This window comes from Microbacter margulisiae (assembly GCF_014192515.1).
Classification (GTDB): Bacteria; Bacteroidota; Bacteroidia; order Bacteroidales; family Paludibacteraceae; genus Microbacter; species Microbacter margulisiae.
The window spans coordinates 1,648,467-1,668,694 of the sequence record NZ_JACHYB010000001.1 but is presented as its reverse complement, the minus strand read 5'-3'; the positions used below and the strand labels follow the sequence as shown (position 1 = coordinate 1,668,694).

The window sequence follows — 20,228 nt, the reverse complement described above, 5'->3', positions numbered from 1 at the left end:
GAAGAGGAGAAGAGGAAAACCTCAAAGTAGTTTAGTAGCAATCCAATAACTGAATGACAGAGTAACAGAATAACTGATAAAGCAACAGGAAGTGAAAGAAGATACAGGAAGATGAGAAGTTAAAGAAGTCGGAAGCAACAAGCATTTAATTATCACATTTTCTATCATCCCGTGAATGTGGCATATGATTTTTTATTTATTTATAAAAATATGAAAGGTGTAATTTTTACAGGTAAGCTGTTGTCAACACGGTTTATTATTTTGGTGGCAGGCATTTTGTTCGCTTGCGCCATGCAGGCTCAATCGCTGAGTATGTTGAAGAATGTGGATGTTAGCAGCCTTAGCGATCAACAGATCAGCGCTATTCAACAGAAGATGCAATCGGAAGGGGTTTCGATGAATCAACTGGATCAATATGCTGCTTCCCAGGGTATTTCCCAAAATCAGGTTGATCAGTTCAAGGCCAGGGTTGTGAAATACAACAGCACCCGATATGGAGTGAAAATTCGTAAACCTAATCCAGCGGATACGGCTTCTTTATTTTTAAATCGTGCGGCAGATACCGATTCTGTACGACCTCTTCAGATATTCGGCGCTTCTATTTTTAAAAATGTCAACCTGAGTTTTGAACCCAATCTACGGCTGGCAACTCCCCTGGATTATGTTCTAGGTCCCGATGACCAGTTGTTGATTGATATCTACGGGGTGTCGGAGGTGAACTATAAGTTAAGCATCAGCCCTGACGGTACCATTATGATCCCCAATGTAGGTATTGTTAATGTGAACGGACTAACCATCGCTGAAGCACGAAAATTGATTAAAGCACGGCTAGCAACGGTGTATAAAGGAATTACCACTGGCAATACCTTTGTAAATATCACATTAGGGGATATCCGTAGCATCACGGTTTTTGTCACCGGCGAAGTGACTTATCCCGGTTCTTATACTGTGCCATCGCTCGCTACGGTTTATAATGCATTGTATCAGTCGGGTGGACCGAAAGCGAGTGGTTCGTTCCGCGATATTCAACTGATCCGGGATAATAAAGTGATTGCCACTATCGACCTGTATGACTTTCTGGTGTATGGGAAGCAAAATAACCTGCGGTTGCAGGATCAGGACGTCATTAAAGTATTACCCTATAAAAACCGTGTGACACTGACAGGAGAAGTGAAGCATCCTGCTATATTCGAGATGCGGAAAGGGGAAACCTTACAGGAGCTGATTGATTTTGCAGGAGGGTTTACGGAAAATGCTTACAGGCAAACGATTACTGTATATCGCAATACCCTGAAAGAGAAAGAGGTGATTGATGTGGATCATGCAAATTTTGCTACGTTTCTGACCCAACCGGGCGATCAATATACTGTAGGCAAGTTGTTAAACCGTTTTGAAAACCGTGTGCAGATATCGGGAGCTGTCTATCGTCCAGGCGTATATGCCCTCACTCCGGGTATGCGGGTGAAAGACCTCATTCTGAAAGCCGATGGTTTACGGGAAGATGCCTTTGTGAATAGCGCCGTTATTTTCCGGAAGAATGCATTACAGCTTCCGGAGATGACATCGTTCACCCCAAAGGCGGCGATGAACGACTCGGATAATGTGTTGTTGCAACGGGATGACAGTGTTTATATTGCTTCGGTACTGACCATGAAGGAGCGCGATTCTGTGGATGTTTCGGGTGAAGTGATTACCCCGGGCACCTATGCCTATGCCCCCGGGATGACGCTGAAAGACCTGATCCTCCTGTCTAATGGATTTAAACCCATGGCCAATCTGGCAGAGATCGTGGTGTATCGACGTGTAACCGATGTGAAGACGCTGAATGCTAATGTGATTAAAGCCCTTTCCTTTAAAGTGAAGATGGATCATGCGCTGGATTATGGAGCGGCGGCCACATTCCTGCTTAAGCGGGATGACCATGTGGTGGTGCATGCCATTTTCGGTGCGGAGGATATGCGACAGGTGAAAGTGGAAGGTGAAGTTGAAGCCCCGGGTAATTACATCCTGCTTTCGAAAAACCAACGCATCTCCGACCTTGTGCGGCAGGCGGGAGGGCTTACTACTTATGCCTATGCAGCAGGGGCGATGTTGATTCGTAACCCGGCGGCTGTAAAAGACGGCACACGGAAATGGCTGGAACAGGTGACGCAAAAAACCATCGAAAAACAACAACGGGAGATCAGGGATTCCCTGAATCCCAATCCGCCTAAGGATCTACTTCAGGAACCGAGCCGGGTTTCGATTGATTTAACTAAGATATTGACGCATCCTGGCTCATCAGAGGATCTTGTATTGGAGGAGGGGGATGTGTTGTCTATTCCCAGACGCCCGGAAACAGTGATTGTCTCGGGTGAAGTGTTGATGCCCTCCATGATCCGTTATGAGAAAGGGAAATCGTTGCAATATTACATCAAACATGCCGGTGGATTTTCTGATAATGCATTTGATCGGAAGACCTATGTGATTTATTCCAACGGTTCTGTGGATGCTACTTCCAGCTTTCTGGGAATCAAGGCTTATCCATCTATTACCCCCGGTGCACATATTGTTGTGCCAACAAAACCGATGAAAAAGGGTATGTCTTTAGGAGAACTACTAACGCTTTCAACATCGCTTTCTACCTTAGCTGTGGTGCTAGTAACGTTATTTAAAAAGTGAGAAGCCTGGGTTTTAATTCTGTCTGAAAGAAGTTAAAGAAGATGCATTCAATTGATAATGAGAATCAGAAGCTAAAGAAGAGCCATCAGCGTTGTCAACAGATTCCTATCTTTTGAAACTTAATCTGCTGTTTGTTGTTTCTCTTTATATCTTATTCTGTCCTCAAGCCGGACAGGCTTTTCCTTTTTTGCTGCAGCAAAAAAAAGGAAACAAAAAATGCCGCCGCTCTGCCTGTTGTAGCTAAAAAATCATTCCGCTACACTAAAACAAAAAAACTCGCTTTGCTCAAACCGTTTTTGTTTTAACGCTTCGCTTCATGATTTTTCTTAACGCACAACAGCCAATGCGGATAAAACCTACACATTGGCAGTAAAGTAGACGAAATTAAATGACAGAATAACTGATAAAACAGCACGAAGTTAGAGAAGATACAGGAGGTTAGGGAAGTTAGAACCCTCAATCCTTCAGTCCCTCGGTCCTTCAATCTAAGGAGGCATAGTCCCAAAGTCGTAATAACTGATTCAATTTTATTAACTTACTGGTGTTTTGTTGTTCAGGAATAAAAGATAAAAATGGAAAAATTGCAACAAGAATTACTGCAAAGAGCCAAATTTATTTTGCTTTCTGTCGATCCTAATGGAAAAATAATTTTGTTTGGATCGCATGCCCGTGGTGATGCCCGCATTGATTCGGACTGGGATTTGCTTATTTTATTGGATAAACAGCATATAGAATCTTCCGATTTTGACCGTATTGCATATCCAATTTATGAAACCGGATGGATAGCCGGAGAACAATTCAGTCCGAAAATGTACACCTTTCAAGAATGGAAACTACGAAGTTTTACTCCTTTTTATAAAAACGTAGAAAAAGACGGAATTGAATTATGAGTTTAAGTCGCGAAGAAAGGGATGCTATTATCTATTACCGAATTCAAAAAGCCAAAGAAACATTGAAAGAGGCATCTGGAATTGCTAAATTAGGATATTGGAATGCTGTTGTGAATCGGTTATATTATGCTTGTTATTATATGACAAGCGCCTTGTTGTTGTATCATGGCTATTCGGCTCAGACGCATTCCGGAGTCATTCGCCTTTTTGGTTTGAATTTTGTAGCTACAGGTATTGTACCTAAAGAACAATCTAAATTTTATTCCAAGCTTTTTGAATTGCGACAAGCAGGCGATTATGATGATCTTTACAGATTGACTTCAGATGAAGTAAGTCCATTAATTGAATTAGCTTATCAATATGTTGAAGTGCTCGAGGCTTTAATTGTTCCTACGGTAATTAGAAATTAAATGACTGAATAACTGATTCAATTGGCAATGGACAGTTGACAATTGACAATGAAGATCAGAAGATGTCAAACGAAAAGTAGTTTAGTAGTTGGTAGAAAGTAGATAGTAGAAATCTGAGAATCTGATGGTAAGAAGATATAGAAGATCTAACCCTACCCCCTGCGGGTACTTCCCTTCATCAGAAGGGCAGAACAATCTGCCAGAGCAAGCTGAGGCTACCATGGTTACCAAAACATGATGTTCAAGTGCTGTCCCCAAAGTGAATAACGGAATAACGGAATGACTGATAAAACAACAGGAAGTTAGAGAAGCTACAACCTTCAATCCTTCGATCCTTCAATCCTTTCGGGGACGAGCGGAGCGGGTGGGGTTGGAGGACTCAAATAACTGAATGACAGAGTAACATAATGATTGAATAGAATGAAGTTAAAGAAGAACCATCAGCGTTGTCAACAGATTCCTGTCTTTTGATACTTAACCTGCTGTTTGTTGTTTCTCTTTATATCTTATTCTGTCCTCAAGCCGGACAGGCTTTTCCTTTTTTGCTGCAGCAAAAAAAAGGAAACAAAAAATGCCGCCGCTCTGCCTGTTGTAGCTAAAAAATCATTCCGCTACACTAAAACAAAAAAAACTCGCTTTGCTCAAACAGTTTTTGTTTTAACGCTTCGCTTCATGATTTTTCTTAACGCACAACAGCCAATGCGGATAAAACCTACACATTGGCAGTAAAGTAGACGAAATTAAATGACAGCATAACTGATAAAACAGCACGAAGTTAAAGAAGATACAGGAAGTTAGGGAAGTTAGAACTCTCAATCCTTCGATCCCTCGATCCTTCAATCTTTTCCGGGACGAGCGGAGCGGGTGGGGTTGGAAATCAAATAATTGAATGACAGAGTAACATAATGATTGAATAGAATGAAGCTAAAGAAGAGCCATCAGCGTTGTCAACAGATTCCTGTCTTTTGATACTTAACCTGCTGTTTGTTGTTTCTCTTTATATCTTATTCTGTCCTCAAGCCGGACAGGCTTTTCCTTTTTTGCTGCAGCAAAAAAAAGGAAACAAAAAATGCCGCCGCTCTGCCTGTTGTAGTTAAAAAATCATTCCGCTACACTAAAACAAAAAAACTCGCTTTGCTCAAACAGTTTTTGTTTTAACGCTTCGCTTCATGATTTTTCTTAACGCACAACAGCCAATGCGGATAAAACCTACACATTGGCAGTAAAGTAGACGAAATTAAATGACTGAATAACTGATAAAACAGCACGAAGTTAAAGAAGATACAGGAAGTTAGGGAAGTTAGAATCCTCAATCCCTCGATCCTTCAATCTTTTCGGGGATGAGCGAAGCGGGTTGGGTTGGATGACTCAAATAACCGAATAACCGAATAACTGATTCAATCTCTTATGACAATTGACAATGAAAATCAAAATACAGTGGTTAGCGGTTATTCAGATAGCAATAAGAATGTAGTGTAGTGTGTATATGATTAGTTACGGTGGTGCTTTTCTGTAATTATTCCAAATTTGTGATGGCATATTTCTGGTGTAATGCGTATTTTGTGATGGTATATTTCTGTAAAACCATTATCTTTGCTGTAAATTAGAATCTGTATGTCACAACGTAATAACTTGTATTTTTCGCGCGATATTGACCTCCATTTAAAAACATGGAAAGAGGATATACATCATAAGCCTTTGTTGTTACGCGGTGCTCGACAAGTTGGGAAATCATCTGCCGTGCGGCATTTAGGTGAAACATTCGAGTATTTTTTGGAAGTAAATTTTGAACGAAATCCTGATATTAAGCAGTTGTTTAGTGTCTCACTAAACCCCAAAGTCTAAGGTCTAAAAAGTCTAAAGAAAATAGCAAAAGGCAACAGATTTACATTAGATATTAGATTCACCTTAAACTTTAGACGTTTTACCTGTCATTAGGTACTTTATAGAGTTTGTGAAAGTTGAATTAACTAATCAATTAATTAAACATGACCAAAGAAACAGCTATCAAGTTATTTAATGATCAAAAAATTCGTACGTATTGGGATGAAGAAGGAGAAAAGTGGTATTTTTCAATAGTTGACGTTGTTGGAATTCTAACAGATCAACCCCACTTTCAAGGATCCCGAAATTATTGGAAAGTATTGAAAAGCCGACTTCTTAAAGAGGGGAATGAAACGGTTACAAATTGTAACCGGTTGAAATTGTTAGCTGAAGATGGGAAGATGCGATTCACAGATGTGGCTGATACAGAGCAATTATTTCGTCTTATTCAATCTATTCCATCCCCGAAAGCGGAACCTTTTAAGCTTTGGTTGGCACAAGTTGCCCGTGAACGAATAGATGAAATTGAAGATCCTGAAATTGGAATTGATAGATTAATGGAAACCTATTTACGCAAGGGTTATTCTACTGCCTGGATTAATCAAAGACTCAAGAGTATTGAAATACGTAAAGATCTGACCGACGAATGGGATAACAGAGGAGTACAAAAAGGACAAGAATATGCCATTCTTACTGATGAGATTTCAAAAGCATGGAGTGGGTTTACTACCAAACAATATAAAGCCTTTAAGAATCTGAAGAAGGAAAATTTACGGGATCACATGACTAATTTAGAGTTGGTTTTGAATATGCTTGCTGAAGCAACAACCACAGAGATATCAAAAGAGAAGAATCCTGAAACCTTTGAAGACAGTCGTAAAATTGCCAAGCAAGGAGGAATGATAGCTGGCAATACACGTAAAGAAATTGAAGCAAAAACAGGGAAGAAAATAGTTTCAAGATTGAATGCAAAGCAGTTAGAATTTCGAAAGAAAAAAGAACTTGAATAATCAACAAGTGCTGATTTGAAGATATGGTAATTTGAAAATGAATTACCTAATTTACCTATTCAGTTTTACTATTTATTCAACTTTCGCAAGCTCCAATTAACCCGATTGCTTTAGGTTGTTGAGATTTAAACCTTATTTTGTAAGTAGCTGAACCTTAGTAGCAATAGATCATATGAAGATCAGGCAACCCTTATTCCCTTATTACATGAAACAAGCAGTAAATTTTCACATCCAAAATATGATAATGTTAGGATGTGAATCCTTTACACCCTCCTCCAAACAAATTATTATCGTATGGAATAAGGAAATAAGGTTAATTCCCAGTGTGGTTATTGGTTTTCCTACTAAGGGTTAAGCTACATCCAAAATAAGGTTCTGAAATGGTTACCTGATCCAAATTATCAGATATGGAATTCAAATTTCATACGGCAACTTTTAAAAACATAAACAAGGAGACTAAACATTGTTCCTATTGCTTTTTCACTTGAAGTAAAAAAGCTATTTTTCTCTGAAAGTATTATTGTATCTTTGTGTCGCAACATATTTTTTGGATTTTGTTTGACAACATAAAGTTACTGATATTCAGTGATTTTACCAAATGTATATGCTGCTTTTTTCTTATATATCAGCAAGTTATTTTACTTGCGAAAGTTGAACTATTTACCGTTTTGTTTGCAGTTGAAATGGCTTGGCTTATTTCCGTATTGCTGATCGGTTTATATCATTAAATCTAACGAGCATAGTTCACATACACGCATTATATTACGGGATTACGGGGCGGAGGTATCGAAGATCGATAGGCAAAGGCAAAAAAAGCAGCAGTCTAAAGACAAACGACAAACTGCGGTTGAAAGTTTAAGGTGTAACGTTTATAGGGAAATAACAACAGCGGGCGATCTGAATAATTGAATGACTGAATTACTGAATAACTGATTCAATTGACAATGGACAGTTGACAATTGACAATGAAGATCAGAAGATGTCAAACGAAAAGTAGTTTAGTAGTTGGTAGAAAGTAGATAGTAGAAATCTGAGAATCTGATGGTAAGAAGATATAGAAGATCTAACCCTACCCCCTGCGGGTACTTCCCTTCATCAGAAGGGCAGAGTAATCTGCCAGAGCAAGCTAATGCTACCATGGTTGCCGGAAGATAATGCTCAAGTGCTGTCCCCTTTGGTTAAAGGGGACGAGCGGAGCGGGTGGGGTTGGAAAGTGAACGGAATAGCAGAGTAACATAATGATTGAATAGAATGAAGCTAAAGAAGAGCCATCAGCGTTGTCAACAGATTCCTATCTTTTGATACTTAACCTGCTGTTTGTTGTTTCTCTTTATATCTTATTCTGTCCTCAAGCCGGACAGGCTTTTCCTTTTTTGCTGCAGCAAAAAAAAGGAAACAAAAAATGCCGCCGCTCTGCCTGTTGTAGCTAAAAAATCATTCTGCTACGCTAAAACAAAAAAACTCGCTTTGCTCAAACCGTTTTTGTTTTAACGTTTCGCTTCATGATTTTTCTTAACGCACAACAGCCAATGCGAAAACCTACACATTGGCAGTAAAGTAGACGAAATTAAATAACTGAATAACTGATAAAACAACAAGAGGTTAGAGAAGCTATGGCTATCAATTTGTCATCTACTAAAACTACTGATAGCTATCATATAATTTATATACATATTTATCCATCAGTATATGGGGCCGGAAAAAACAAATGACGAAATATCGTTACAAGAAATTCTTTTTCATCTGGGAGAGATTAAAAAGCTTATTTTACAAAAAAAGAAATGGGTGGTTGGAATGGGTTTGGCAGGGGCAGTAATTGGCCTTATTGCTTCTTTCCTGATTAAACCGACATACACGGCTACCCTTTCTTTTGCTATACAGGATGATCAATCCAGTAGCATGTCAAATATTTCGAGTTTGGCCAGCCAATTTGGTTTTTCATTAGGTGGAGGAACCAGTGGCGCTTTCGGAGGAGATAACTTGTATGCACTTTTTATGTCACACCGGCTTATTGAGAATACCTTGTTACAGCCGGTTCAGATTGATGGAAAGGCAACCAATCTGTTAAACCTCTATATAGACACCTATCATTTGCGGGAAGGATGGGCAAAAAGCAAAAATCCAACGATGCGTAATATGCAGTTCCCGGTGAATCAGCAGCAAAGTACCTTTACCCGTGCACAGGATAGTATTTTAGAGGCGATATATACTACCATTATCAAAAAGCCGATGTTGACGGCTCAAAGCCGAGATAAGAAATTAAGCATTGGGGATATTACCTTCGTTTCCCAAAATGAATTGTTATCGCAGTTGTTTGTAGAGAATCTGATTCAAGTTACTACAAATTTTTACGTAGCCACAAAAACCAAAGTAGCCCGACAGAATTATGAAACATTACTCCATCAGGCGGATTCGGTCGAGGCTGTGTATGATAACGCTGTTGCTTCAAGAGCAGCCTTGGCGGATAATGCTCCTAATATGGTAAAACAGATAGGTGGTGTAAGCCTGATTAGAAAGTCAACCGATATGCAAATTGCTGCAGCCACCTTAATAGAGATGAAGAAGAATCTGGAAGTACTGAAATTAAGCATTGATCAGGATACGCCTTTGGTGCAGGTGATCGATTCGCCTACTTTACCTTTGCAGAAACATAAATTAGGGAAAGCGAAAGGGATTGTTTTGGGAGGATTGATTGGTGGCTTTGTGATTGTAATGTTTCTTGTGCTTGTCTATTTTTATCGAAAGCTAAAAGAGAACCTATTATATCCTGACCATCATTCAAAAGCATAATTTTGCTTGGGCATACCGTAATTTATCTATATCAATCATACGCCTCTTATAATATTATGGAATTCATAAATTGTTGATATTGATTTATATATCGTTTAAAATTGTTTATACATGAAAGTCGTCATTTTAGCCGGAGGGTTGGGAACCCGTTTGAGTGAAGAGACCGATTTGAAGCCAAAACCTATGGTGGAAATCGGAGGCAAGCCTATTCTGTGGCATATCATGAAAATTTATTCAGCATATGGCTTTAATGAGTTTATTGTTTGTTGTGGCTATAAAGGATATATCATTAAGGAGTATTTTGCCAATTATTTTTTGCATCAGGCGGATGTTACCATCGATCTTGGTAATAACGATATTCAAATTCATGATTCCCATGCAGAACCGTGGAAAATCACATTAGTTGATACAGGATTGAATACCATGACCGGGGGACGTATTCAGCGGGTGGAAAAATATATTGGTAATGAAACCTTCATGTTGACGTATGGGGATGGCGTAAGCAATGTAGATCTTCATCAATTGGTAGATTTTCACAAACAAAATGGCAAATTGGTAACACTTACCGCTGTACAGCCTTCGGGTAAATTCGGGGCAGTAGAACTTAATGCAGAAAATATGATTACCGCTTTTCAGGAAAAACCCAGAGGCGATGGCGCATGGATTAATGGTGGTTTTTTTGTACTAGAACCTCAGATTTTCCAATACATTACGGAAGGAGATCAAACCATTTGGGAACGCACTCCTTTGGAAACCATTGCCCGAGATAACCAACTGGCAGGATACCGGCATACCGGTTTTTGGAGACCTATGGATACATTACGGGATAAAATAGAGTTGGAGGCAATGTGGAATTCCGAACATTGCGAATGGAAAATTTGGTGAGTGTATTTACGAATTTTACCAATTTCACGAATTAAGACGAATTACACGAATTATGTTTGGAGATTTTTATAAAGGGAAACGGGTATTGATTACCGGACATACAGGGTTTAAAGGTTCATGGCTTTCCTTGTTGCTTCATAAGCTGGGTGCATCTGTATCTGGTTATGCCCTTGAACCGCCTACTTTTCCCAGTTTATATGAAGAAGCACATATTGATGAACTTGTTACTTCTTTTATTGGGGACATACGCGATTATAATAGATTATTGTTAACCTTGCAGCAGGTAAAGCCCGAGATTGTGATCCACATGGCTGCCCAGCCATTGGTAAGGGAATCTTATAAGAATCCGATGGAAACCTACGAAGTGAACGTGATGGGGACAGTGCATTTGTTGGAAGCCATCCGGCACACCACCAGAATAAAAGCAGTTGTCAATGTTACAACTGACAAATGTTATGACAATAAGGAATGGCTTTGGGGATATCGTGAAAATGAACCCTTAGGGGGATATGATCCCTATTCGAACAGTAAGGCCTGCTCTGAATTAGTGACATCGGCTTTTCGCAATTCTTTTTTCAACTCTCAGACCTATGCTGAACATGGTGTGGCTATTGCCTCGGCCCGTGCCGGAAATGTGATTGGAGGAGGCGACTGGGCAGAAGACCGGTTGATTCCCGATTTTATCCGGGCTATTACACAAGGTGAAGAGGTGAAGATACGAAGCCCGTATGCAATTCGACCCTGGCAACATGTATTGGAGCCTCTGGCAGGATACCTGATGCTGGCGGAACGTCTTTATCAAGATGGAGCGCCATTTGCCGAAGCATGGAATTTTGGGCCTGATGATAAAGATGCAAAAAATGTCGAATGGATCGTAAAACGTATTTGTGCCTTGTGGGGCAATGATGCTTCGTATGCTATTGATAATCATCCACAGCCCCATGAAGCTACCTATTTGAAACTGGATTGCTCGAAAGCTAAAGCCAGATTAGGCTGGGAACCTCTTTGGAATATTGAAACCACCCTAAAATCGATTGTCGATTGGAATAAAGCCTTTTTGTCCAATGAAGATGTGAGAATAATTACTGAGAAACAAATAGAACAATATATAGATTTGAAAATTTGAAGATGAGATAATTCAATGCTTGTTGTTCATAGTTCTTTTAACGACCACAATTTCCTTCATTTCTTGATGTTTATTGTTTTGTTAATTTAACATTAAGATTTCAGGGCTACGCCCCTTGTAATGTAATTTGCTATTTCGTGCTACTAAGATTTCAGGACTACGTCCCTTTAGATTGAAGGACTGAAGAAAGAATTGAGTAAAAGGAATCTGTTATGGGAATTTTGGATCGAAAGATTGAAGGTTATAACATCCTTAACTTCAGAACTTCTCTTCTTCAAATTTTTATTGCCAACTGTCAATCGCATTCAATTGCTTTATTTTCGATTGTTTATTATTCAGTTTTTCAGTCAAAATCTCAAATAGCAATAAAGATAAAACAGAATCACTACGTGTAACATTGTATAAAAACAGAATCATATGCAAGCAATCAAAAGAATTATTCCAAGAAAGGAATTTAAGCAATATAATATACCTGACAGTTTCGGGGTACAAGCCGAAATGATTATATTGCCCACAAATATAGGTGAAACAGGGACTGAAACGTCATCATACGACCTTATGAAAATACAGGAACAAAGTGGTATGACACAAATGTTGAACGAACCGGAGGAGGATATTTGGAATGAATTATAAAGGAAAGATTTTTAAAGTGCCGTTTCCATACACTGATTTATCTTCTAGCAAGAAAAGGCCGGTTTTGGCGCTTAGTGAACCCAATGAATATGGAGATATCCGTTTTGCTTTTATCACAACAAAAAATTACCCAAGTAGAAATCAGATCATCTTAAAACAAACTGATTTTAAATCTATTCCTCTTCCCGTTGCTTCTTATCTTCAATTGGATAAAATTGTTCTTCTCAGTAAAGATATTATTCTAAAAGAGTTGGCAGAACTGAATGCTTCGGCAATGTTTAAGTTACTGCGCCGAATAGTAATCAATGAAACCGAAATATACCACCATACCCGTTTTCAGCCGATGGAATTTATTCCGGGTAAATCGAAGGTTAATTATGCCGGTCGCGTATTCGATGAACAGGAAGTGACGAATGCTGTCGATGCGTCATTGGATTTCTGGCTCACCGAAGGACGGTTTTCTGAAGCTTTTGCTGAAAAGATTGCTGAATTTTTAGGTGTTGAACATGTTTTGCTCACCAATTCAGGCTCTTCCGCCAATCTTCTTGCATTCTCCGCGCTGACTTCCGAAAAACTGGGGGACAGACGACTTAAACCCGGGGATGAAGTGATATCTGTTGCTGCAGGATTTCCGGCTACAATTACCCCTATCATTCAAAATGGTTTGATTCCTGTTTTTGTTGATGTGGATATTCCTACTTACAATATCGACGTAAAAATGATTGAAAAAGCGATATCTCCTAAGACACGTTGTATTTTTCTTGCTCATACCTTGGGGAATCCTTTCCATCTGGATGTTATTATGGACTTAGCGGAAAAATATCATTTGTGGGTAATTGAAGATAATTGCGATGCTTTCGGTAGCAGATACAAAGGAAAATATACAGGTACTTTCGGCCATATTTCAACAATATCTTTTTATCCTGCTCATCATATCACGACAGGGGAAGGTGGCGCTATATGTACCAATGATCCCCAGTTAGCCAGATTAATACGCGCTTTTCGTGATTGGGGTCGTGACTGCTACTGTACCGGAGGAGAGAACAATACCTGTGGCAAGCGATTTACCCAGCAATTTGGAAAGCTTCCTGTAGGTTATGATCATAAGTATGTTTATTCGGAAATAGGTTATAATTTGAAAATGACCGATATTCAGGCGGCTATTGGAAGCGCACAAATGGATAAATTACCGGCATTCTGTGAAAGCAGAAAGGCTAATTTTCACGAATGGACACGAATTTTCACGAAATACTCCGATTATTTTCTTTTACCTGAAGCTACAGAAAATGCTGATCCGGCCTGGTTTGCCTTTATTGTTACGTTAAAAGACAATGTGCCTTTTACCCGCGATGAATTAACCCGTTATTTGAATAGTAACTTAATCGAAACCCGAAATTTATTTGCAGGAAACATTACCAAACAGCCCGGTTATGTAAACAAAAACTGGCGCATTGCGGATCATTTGGACAAGACGGATTATATCATGAATAATACATTCTTTTTAGGAACTTATCCGGGGTTGACAAAGGAGATGTTTGATTATGCAGAGGAAATCCTTGAATCTTTTTTAAAAGGGTACGCAGAGTAGCGCAGAGTTATTCACAGAGTCTCTCAGAGTTTTAAATCACCGTGTAACTCTGTGTTCCCTCCGTGAAACTCTGTGTAATATTAAAAGAAAGTATGGAGATTAATGAAATAACAAGGTTAATTCTTGAAGCAGCCTATAAAGTCCATTCTGAACTTGGGCCTGGTTTGTTAGAATCTTCCTATCAAGCATGTTTGGCTTACGAAATTCGTAAAAGGGGACTTCATGTTGAAACAGAGGTTGCATTACCTTTGGTTTATGAAGAAATCAAATTAGAGTGCGGATACCGAATAGATATGTTGGTTGAGAATAAAGTTATTATTGAGTTGAAAGTTGTTGAAGCACTAAATGATGTTCATCTTGCCCAGATTCTGACTTACCTTAAATTTTCTCATATAAATACTGGTTTACTGATCAATTTCAATGTAAAAAGTCTGAAAGCGGGTATTCGTCGGGTTGTCCGATAATTGATTCCGAGAAACTCTGTGTTTCCTCTGTAAAACTCAATGTAACAAAAAAACAATATGTTATCAAAGAAGTATAAATCCCAAGTTAAATCAATCATTAATCCCTTTAGCGGGATATATACGCTGGAATTTGAATCTCTAGATCGTCTTTATAAGTATTCCCCGGGACAGTTCCTACACCTTGCCATTGACGAAGCGTACGATGGCACCGGACAATGGCCGGAATCCCGTTGTTTTTCCATGCAGAGTAATCCCGATGAAGCGACTATTAAAATAACCTATGCGGTTAAAGGCAGGTTTACTCAACTCATGGAATCTACCCTGAAAGAGGGTTCATTTGTGTGGCTAAAACTTCCCTACGGCGAGCTGTTTACCCAACCCCATAATAAAACAAATACCGTATTTATTGCAGGAGGAACCGGTATCACTCCTTTTTTATCACTTTTTACGCATCAATCTTTTAATGAGTATATTAATCCGAAGATTTATCTGGGATTTCGTTTGAAAGCTTTTAATATTTACGAGGGTGAATTGGCCCGTTCGTGCAATTCGTCTCAATTCGTGAAGTCGTATTACGAAGATAAAGACGGGGTTCTTAATATACAAAGCATTGCAGATGAAAATAGCTTAGAATCAAACTATTTTGTCTCCGGTCCACCTCCCATGATTAAAGCGTTCAAACAAACATTAATTTCCAAAGGAGTTTCGGCTGGGAATGTGCTGACCGATGACTGGGAATAACAAATAAAACGGCTATGAAAAATACTATTATTCAGGAAGACATTGAACAAATTTGTCAAGAAAACCTAGATTGGACAAAATTATCGAATAAAAATATTCTTATTTCTGGTGCAAATGGCATGCTCCCCTCATATTGGATTGAAGTCTTTTTATTTCTTATCAAGCAAAAAATAATATTCAATACCCATATTTTTGCAATTGTAAGGAATGAAGAAAAGGCAAATATTCGATTCGAGGATTATTTGAAAGAGAGTTTTTTTAGTCTTATAGTTCAAGATATTTGTGACCCGATTAATATAACAAATAAAATTGACATCATAATTCATGCTGCAAGCCAAGCGAGCCCCAAATACTATGGAATAGATCCTGTAGGAACAATAAATCCTAATGTCATAGGAACAACTAATCTTTTAAAACTAGCAAAAGAACAACAAACAGAAATGTTCATTTTTTTTAGCTCTGCTGAGGTTTATGGAAATAAAAACACAAGTAATGCAATTGACGAAACAGACTTTGGTTATCTTGATCCAATGAATGTTAGGTCATGTTATGCTGAAAGCAAAAGATTGGGAGAAACCATATGTGTTTCGTGGTATAAACAATTTAATGTCCCAGTAAAAATAATTAGACCATTTCACACTTATGGACCAGGGATGAGTCCCAATGATGGTAGAGTTTTTGCAGACTTTGTGTTTAATATTCTCAACAATCAAGACATTATAATGAAAAGCGATGGATGTGCTCAAAGAGCGTATTGCTATATAAAAGATGCTGTTTTAGGTTATTTCTATGTTTTGTTAAATGGGTCTATTGGTGAAGCTTATAATGTGGGTAATCCCTCAGAAGAGTATAGTGTTAAAGATCTAGCAAAAATTTTAATTGATCTCTTCCCCGAAAAATCACTTTCGTTAAAGATGGATAAACAATTTACATCTCCAGGATACATACCATCTAATATTAATCGGATTCTTCCTAATATAAATAAAATTAAAAATATTGGTTGGGCTCCAAAAGTTGATATAAAAACAGGGTTTTATAGAACAATTGTAAGTTATAATGAAAATTAAAGAACGAATTGATGATCATCCTCAAAAAACTGAGGACTTTGCCAAGAGTATTCGCAAATTAACTCTGCAAATGGTTTTTAATGCAAAGGCATCTCATATTGGTGGGGCTTTATCCATGGTTGATATTTTAGCTGTATTATACAATGAAATACTCTCGTTAGACCCATCAAATCCTTCTAATCCTGCGAGGGATCGTTTTTTATTATCTAAAGGTCATGCTTGCACCAGTTTATACGCAACTTTAGCCTTAAAGCAATTTTTTCCTATTGAAGATTTGAATACATACAGTAAAAATGATAGTATTTATTTGTCTCATACAAGTCACTATGTTTCTGGCATTGAGATTTCAGCAGGAAGTTTAGGACATGCATTACCTGTTAGTTGTGGACTTGCGCTTGCGGCAAAAAGGAAACATGAATTGTGGCAAGTATATTGTTTAATTAGTGATGGTGAACTAGACGAAGGATCTAATTGGGAGTCTATTTTGTTTGCTCCTCAACATAAGCTTGATAATTTAAATGTAATAGTGGATTACAACAAAATTCAAAGCTTGGGTAATACGAATGACGTTATTGCATTAGAACCGTTACAATTAAAATTTAAGGCTTTTAATTGGGATGTTATTGAAATTGATGGGCATAACCATGCTGAAATTTTTAATGCTTTTACAAGAGAAAAAATAGAAGGGGTACCCAGAGTTATAATAGCCAATACTATTAAAGGGAAAGGTATTTCCTTTATGGAGAATAATCTATTATGGCACTATAAATCACCATCAGAAGAACAATATAATGAAGCAATAAAAGAACTGGAGATACGATGAGAACAGCATTTATTAATCAATTAATAGAAGAAGCTACGCATAACGAAAAAATATTTTTGTTAGTGGGTGATTTGGGCTTTAGTGTAATTGAACCTTTTGCAGAAAGGTTTCCTGAAAGGTATCTGAATGTTGGTATAGCAGAACAAAATATGGCTGGAATTGCCGCTGGGCTTGCAATGGAAGGATATTGTGTATTCATATATTCGATTGGAAATTTCCCTACTTTGCGCTGTATGGAACAAATAAGATACGATATTTGTTATCATAATCTTAATGTTAAAATTGTGGCTGTGGGAGGTGGATATGCTTATGGCCCTTTAGGGACTTCCCATCATGCCACTGAAGAAATAGGAATGTTACGCACAATTCCTAATTTGGTTGTATGCGCTCCAGGAGATCCCTTTGAAGCAAAAGCCATTACAACATTTTGTTGTAATTACCAAGGTCCATGCTATATAAGAATTGGTAAAGCAGGAGAGCCATTAGTGCATAAAGGCCCAATAGAACATCTTCAATTAGGCGAAATTCTAAAGATACAAGAAGGAGAAAATAAAGTTGCGGTTCTATCTACGGGTGCTATGTTGAAGTACGTAGTCGATTTTGTTAAAGATAATAATATAAAAGCATCTGTTTATAGTTTCCCTTTTGCAAAACCCATTGATATAGAAGTATTAGCTGCAATATGTAAAACCCATCAAAAAATTATTACGATAGAAGAGCATCAAAAAGCAGCCGGTTTTGGTTCCGTTGTTTTAGAGAGTATTAATGATTTAATAGAGGCAGGTAGTTTATCAACCTTTCCTTTTATAAAGAGAATTGGAATTCAAGATTGTTTTGCTTCAGTAGCTGGATCACAAGGCTATTTACGGCAACAAGCCGGGCTTGAGTTGCATATAGAAGATTTTAAGTGTATTAATTGTTAGTAAGCTTTATATTTTGTGGAAGGGCTAAGAAAAATAAAATACTTTATATCATCCAAAATTGGCATTGATAAAGCTATCGGATTTACAATAGGCGGTAATTTAATTCAGGCTGCGGGAAGCATTGTTTCGCTTTCTCTTATAGCTTTATTTTTAACAAAAGAGGAACAAGGTTTTTATTATACTTTTGGTAGCATTCTAGCTATTCAGGTATTTTTCCAACTGGGATTTGATACTATTATTACTCAATATGCTGCTCATGAAACAGCACATATTTCGACATTCAATATATCGCAAAATGAAACAGAACAAAAAGCCCAATCCAGGCTCTCCAGTTTATTGCATTTTTGTATTCGATGGTTTTCAACTTTAAGTATCGGCTTATTTGTGGTCTTAATGATCGCCGGTTATCTATTTTTTAGCAAATATAGCCATAACTCAAATGTTGAATGGAAGTACCCATGGATCATTTTGGTTTTTAATACATGTCTGGCATTTATTGTAATTCCTATTTTTTCCTTTATTCAAGGATTAGGAAAAGTAAAAGAGATGGCTAAATTAAGATTGATCCAGCAGTCTGTTAATCTAATTGTTTTATGGATATTGTTGTATTTTGGAGGGCATTTGTATTCCGCACCTGTAGCCGGAACTGTATCTTTATTGATAGCTTTGGTCCTATTAGCTTTTTCTGAATTTAGAATTACACTATTACGTATTTGGAAACTGTTAGGAAGATGGCACATCAATTATAAACAAGAAATTTTTCCGTATCAATGGAAAATTGCCGTTAGTTGGATCAGTGGGTATTTTATTTTCCAGTTATTTAATCCGGTTTTGTTTGCAACTTCGGGAGCTATCGTTGCAGGACAAATGGGGATGACTATGGCAGTTTTTAATGGGCTATCAGGACTTACTATGAGCTGGATTACAACTAAAGTGCCAACATTTTCCAAATTGTTTGCAAAGCGTGACTTTAAGTTTGCAGATAATTTATTTAACAAAACATTTAAACAGGTTTTATCGCTTAATTTTTTAGGCGTACTGGCATTGATCAGTATTATAGTATTGCTTCGTTATTTTAAGTTTTCTATTGGGAGCCGTTTTTTGCCCGTGCATTTGGTTGTTATTCTTGGAATTGGCATTTTTGTCAATCAAATGGTGTTTTCGTGGGCTACTTATTTACGTTGCCACAAGAAAGAACCTTATTTGATTACTTCCGTTGTTACCGGCATATTGGCGGCAGCTTCAACCCTTATCTTAGGTAGAAAATTTGGTGTTAATGGTTTGGTAATTGGTTATGTGACAATTATTTGTTTGATGAAAATATGGGAATATAGAATATTTATTCACAGTAAAAAAATATGGCATGGATAACGAAGTACTACTGACAATTGCTATTCCAACTTATAATAGAAAAGAATTTCTCATTAATAATGTAACTCATCTTTTGCCACAATTGAATGAAAAAGTAAAATTATTGATTATTGATAATCATTCTGATGAAATAATGCAAGATGTACTATATGAAACAATTCCTGATATAAAAAAAATAAATATAGAATTTATTCGCAATAGAATAAACATAGGAGGAGATGCAAATATCGTAAGGTGTTTTGAATATTGCACTAGTCCTTATTTATGGATTTTAGGAGATGATGATATTCCTATTTTAGATGCTGTAAATAAGATATTTAATCATATTATTTTATATCCAGAAGTGATGTTTTTTAATTTTTCTTCAGAAATATATTTTAGAAACAAGTCTTTTAGATCAAAAGGTCTTACTGGTTTTGTTGATGGCATTGATGATTATTCTAATCTACTTTTTATTTCTTGTAATGTGTACAAAGTTCCTGAGGTTATAATTAATTTGAGATTTGCTTATCATTATATATATTCATGCGCATCTCAAATAGTTATTATATTACAATCATTAGATGAGAGAAGTGAAACATATTTTTCAGCAGAGCAAATTGTAAATTGGGGAAAACCCTCACCAGATCGGCAATGGTCTCATGTTCTTCAGTCACTTGGTTATTATTCAATAATTGAATTACCATCAATAGTCAAACACGGATTAAGCAAAAAACTTGCATTAAAAATGAAAATGTACAGTCCATCTGTAAAACAAATGTTTCGTTTGATTGCAACACTGTCTGATGGTCCTTCATATAACACTTTGACATCAATATATCTTTTTGATCAGATTATGTTCCGAAGATTTTATTTTCATCCTTTTTATATTCGAATTTTAAGATATCCATTTCGTTTTCTACTCTTATTTCCTTTTGCGATTCTTTATTTTTATCGATATGTTACTTATTTTTTCACAAGAAGAGAATATAGATGTATTAAAGATGTGTATTTAGATGATTAATATTACTATGAAAATTCTT

General features: G+C 37.3%; 17 protein-coding genes. All 17 read left to right on the top strand.

Going from position 1 to position 20,228, the window contains the following annotated elements:
- Window positions 1-210 precede the first annotated feature (210 nt).
- The gene (locus FHX64_RS06700) at window positions 211-2,661 is read left to right on the top strand and encodes an SLBB domain-containing protein (protein WP_183413012.1); all 2,451 of its coding nucleotides are present in this window, start codon (window positions 211-213) and stop codon (window positions 2,659-2,661) included.
- A 572-nt stretch (window positions 2,662-3,233) separates the two neighbouring features.
- Complete coding sequence (locus FHX64_RS06695) at window positions 3,234-3,551, top strand: nucleotidyltransferase domain-containing protein (RefSeq protein WP_183413011.1); 318 nt, start codon at window positions 3,234-3,236, stop codon at window positions 3,549-3,551.
- Window positions 3,548-3,961 carry a HEPN domain-containing protein gene (locus FHX64_RS06690; protein WP_183413010.1) on the top strand — a complete coding sequence of 138 codons (414 nt, stop codon included), beginning with the start codon at window positions 3,548-3,550 and terminating at the stop codon, window positions 3,959-3,961. Before FHX64_RS06695 ends, FHX64_RS06690 begins: the two co-directional genes overlap by 4 nt.
- Before the next feature lie 1,614 nt (window positions 3,962-5,575).
- Window positions 5,576-5,806: a hypothetical protein gene (locus FHX64_RS06685; RefSeq protein ID WP_183413009.1), complete on the top strand. Its 231-nt coding sequence runs from the start codon at window positions 5,576-5,578 to the stop codon at window positions 5,804-5,806.
- A 143-nt stretch (window positions 5,807-5,949) separates the two neighbouring features.
- Complete coding sequence (locus tag FHX64_RS06680; RefSeq protein ID WP_183413008.1) at window positions 5,950-6,795, top strand: BRO-N domain-containing protein; 846 nt, start codon at window positions 5,950-5,952, stop codon at window positions 6,793-6,795.
- 1,689 nt (window positions 6,796-8,484) lie between these two features.
- The gene (locus FHX64_RS06675) at window positions 8,485-9,585 is read left to right on the top strand and encodes a Wzz/FepE/Etk N-terminal domain-containing protein (protein ID WP_183413007.1); all 1,101 of its coding nucleotides are present in this window, start codon (window positions 8,485-8,487) and stop codon (window positions 9,583-9,585) included.
- 111 nt (window positions 9,586-9,696) lie between these two features.
- Entirely contained in the window at window positions 9,697-10,470 is a 774-nt protein-coding gene (rfbF, locus tag FHX64_RS06670; RefSeq protein WP_183413006.1) for a glucose-1-phosphate cytidylyltransferase, read from the top strand.
- A gap of 52 nt (window positions 10,471-10,522) precedes the next feature.
- The gene (gene rfbG / locus FHX64_RS06665; RefSeq protein WP_183413005.1) at window positions 10,523-11,596 is read left to right on the top strand and encodes a CDP-glucose 4,6-dehydratase; all 1,074 of its coding nucleotides are present in this window, start codon (window positions 10,523-10,525) and stop codon (window positions 11,594-11,596) included.
- A 417-nt stretch (window positions 11,597-12,013) separates the two neighbouring features.
- A complete protein-coding gene (locus FHX64_RS06660) occupies window positions 12,014-12,229 on the top strand; it encodes a hypothetical protein (RefSeq protein WP_183413004.1) in 216 nt (71 codons plus the stop codon).
- Window positions 12,219-13,817 carry a lipopolysaccharide biosynthesis protein RfbH gene (rfbH, locus tag FHX64_RS06655; protein WP_183413003.1) on the top strand — a complete coding sequence of 533 codons (1,599 nt, stop codon included), beginning with the start codon at window positions 12,219-12,221 and terminating at the stop codon, window positions 13,815-13,817. Before FHX64_RS06660 ends, rfbH begins: the two co-directional genes overlap by 11 nt.
- Window positions 13,818-13,909: 92 nt before the next feature.
- A complete protein-coding gene (locus FHX64_RS06650) occupies window positions 13,910-14,281 on the top strand; it encodes a GxxExxY protein (RefSeq protein WP_183413002.1) in 372 nt (123 codons plus the stop codon).
- 57 nt (window positions 14,282-14,338) lie between these two features.
- A complete protein-coding gene (locus tag FHX64_RS06645; protein WP_183413001.1) occupies window positions 14,339-15,022 on the top strand; it encodes an FAD-dependent oxidoreductase in 684 nt (227 codons plus the stop codon).
- 14 nt (window positions 15,023-15,036) lie between these two features.
- On the top strand, window positions 15,037-16,089 hold the full coding sequence (locus tag FHX64_RS06640) for an NAD-dependent epimerase/dehydratase family protein (RefSeq protein WP_183413000.1): 1,053 nt from the start codon (window positions 15,037-15,039) through the stop codon (window positions 16,087-16,089).
- On the top strand, window positions 16,079-16,912 hold the full coding sequence (locus tag FHX64_RS06635; protein ID WP_183412999.1) for a transketolase: 834 nt from the start codon (window positions 16,079-16,081) through the stop codon (window positions 16,910-16,912). The genes FHX64_RS06640 and FHX64_RS06635 overlap by 11 nt, the downstream gene beginning before the upstream one ends.
- Window positions 16,909-17,835 (top strand): transketolase family protein, encoded by a 927-nt coding sequence (locus tag FHX64_RS06630; protein WP_183412998.1) that lies wholly within the window; start codon window positions 16,909-16,911, stop codon window positions 17,833-17,835. The genes FHX64_RS06635 and FHX64_RS06630 overlap by 4 nt, the downstream gene beginning before the upstream one ends.
- A gap of 15 nt (window positions 17,836-17,850) precedes the next feature.
- Window positions 17,851-19,206 carry a lipopolysaccharide biosynthesis protein gene (locus FHX64_RS06625; protein WP_183412997.1) on the top strand — a complete coding sequence of 452 codons (1,356 nt, stop codon included), beginning with the start codon at window positions 17,851-17,853 and terminating at the stop codon, window positions 19,204-19,206.
- Window positions 19,199-20,209 carry a glycosyltransferase family 2 protein gene (locus FHX64_RS06620; protein ID WP_183412996.1) on the top strand — a complete coding sequence of 337 codons (1,011 nt, stop codon included), beginning with the start codon at window positions 19,199-19,201 and terminating at the stop codon, window positions 20,207-20,209. The genes FHX64_RS06625 and FHX64_RS06620 overlap by 8 nt, the downstream gene beginning before the upstream one ends.
- The last annotated feature ends 19 nt before the right edge of the window (window positions 20,210-20,228 follow it).

What these genes read in the sequence shown, in the direction of transcription:
- FHX64_RS06700 (WP_183413012.1), top strand. Translation starts at nt 211, where the DNA reads ATGAAAGGTGTAATTTTTACAGGTAAGCTGTTGTCAACACGGTTTATT.
- FHX64_RS06695 (WP_183413011.1), top strand. Translation starts at nt 3,234, where the DNA reads ATGGAAAAATTGCAACAAGAATTACTGCAAAGAGCCAAATTTATTTTG.
- FHX64_RS06690 (WP_183413010.1), top strand. Translation starts at nt 3,548, where the DNA reads ATGAGTTTAAGTCGCGAAGAAAGGGATGCTATTATCTATTACCGAATT.
- FHX64_RS06685 (WP_183413009.1), top strand. Translation starts at nt 5,576, where the DNA reads ATGTCACAACGTAATAACTTGTATTTTTCGCGCGATATTGACCTCCAT.
- FHX64_RS06680 (WP_183413008.1), top strand. Translation starts at nt 5,950, where the DNA reads ATGACCAAAGAAACAGCTATCAAGTTATTTAATGATCAAAAAATTCGT.
- FHX64_RS06675 (WP_183413007.1), top strand. Translation starts at nt 8,485, where the DNA reads ATGGGGCCGGAAAAAACAAATGACGAAATATCGTTACAAGAAATTCTT.
- rfbF (WP_183413006.1), top strand. Translation starts at nt 9,697, where the DNA reads ATGAAAGTCGTCATTTTAGCCGGAGGGTTGGGAACCCGTTTGAGTGAA.
- rfbG (WP_183413005.1), top strand. Translation starts at nt 10,523, where the DNA reads ATGTTTGGAGATTTTTATAAAGGGAAACGGGTATTGATTACCGGACAT.
- FHX64_RS06660 (WP_183413004.1), top strand. Translation starts at nt 12,014, where the DNA reads ATGCAAGCAATCAAAAGAATTATTCCAAGAAAGGAATTTAAGCAATAT.
- rfbH (WP_183413003.1), top strand. Translation starts at nt 12,219, where the DNA reads ATGAATTATAAAGGAAAGATTTTTAAAGTGCCGTTTCCATACACTGAT.
- FHX64_RS06650 (WP_183413002.1), top strand. Translation starts at nt 13,910, where the DNA reads ATGGAGATTAATGAAATAACAAGGTTAATTCTTGAAGCAGCCTATAAA.
- FHX64_RS06645 (WP_183413001.1), top strand. Translation starts at nt 14,339, where the DNA reads ATGTTATCAAAGAAGTATAAATCCCAAGTTAAATCAATCATTAATCCC.
- FHX64_RS06640 (WP_183413000.1), top strand. Translation starts at nt 15,037, where the DNA reads ATGAAAAATACTATTATTCAGGAAGACATTGAACAAATTTGTCAAGAA.
- FHX64_RS06635 (WP_183412999.1), top strand. Translation starts at nt 16,079, where the DNA reads ATGAAAATTAAAGAACGAATTGATGATCATCCTCAAAAAACTGAGGAC.
- FHX64_RS06630 (WP_183412998.1), top strand. Translation starts at nt 16,909, where the DNA reads ATGAGAACAGCATTTATTAATCAATTAATAGAAGAAGCTACGCATAAC.
- FHX64_RS06620 (WP_183412996.1), top strand. Translation starts at nt 19,199, where the DNA reads ATGGATAACGAAGTACTACTGACAATTGCTATTCCAACTTATAATAGA.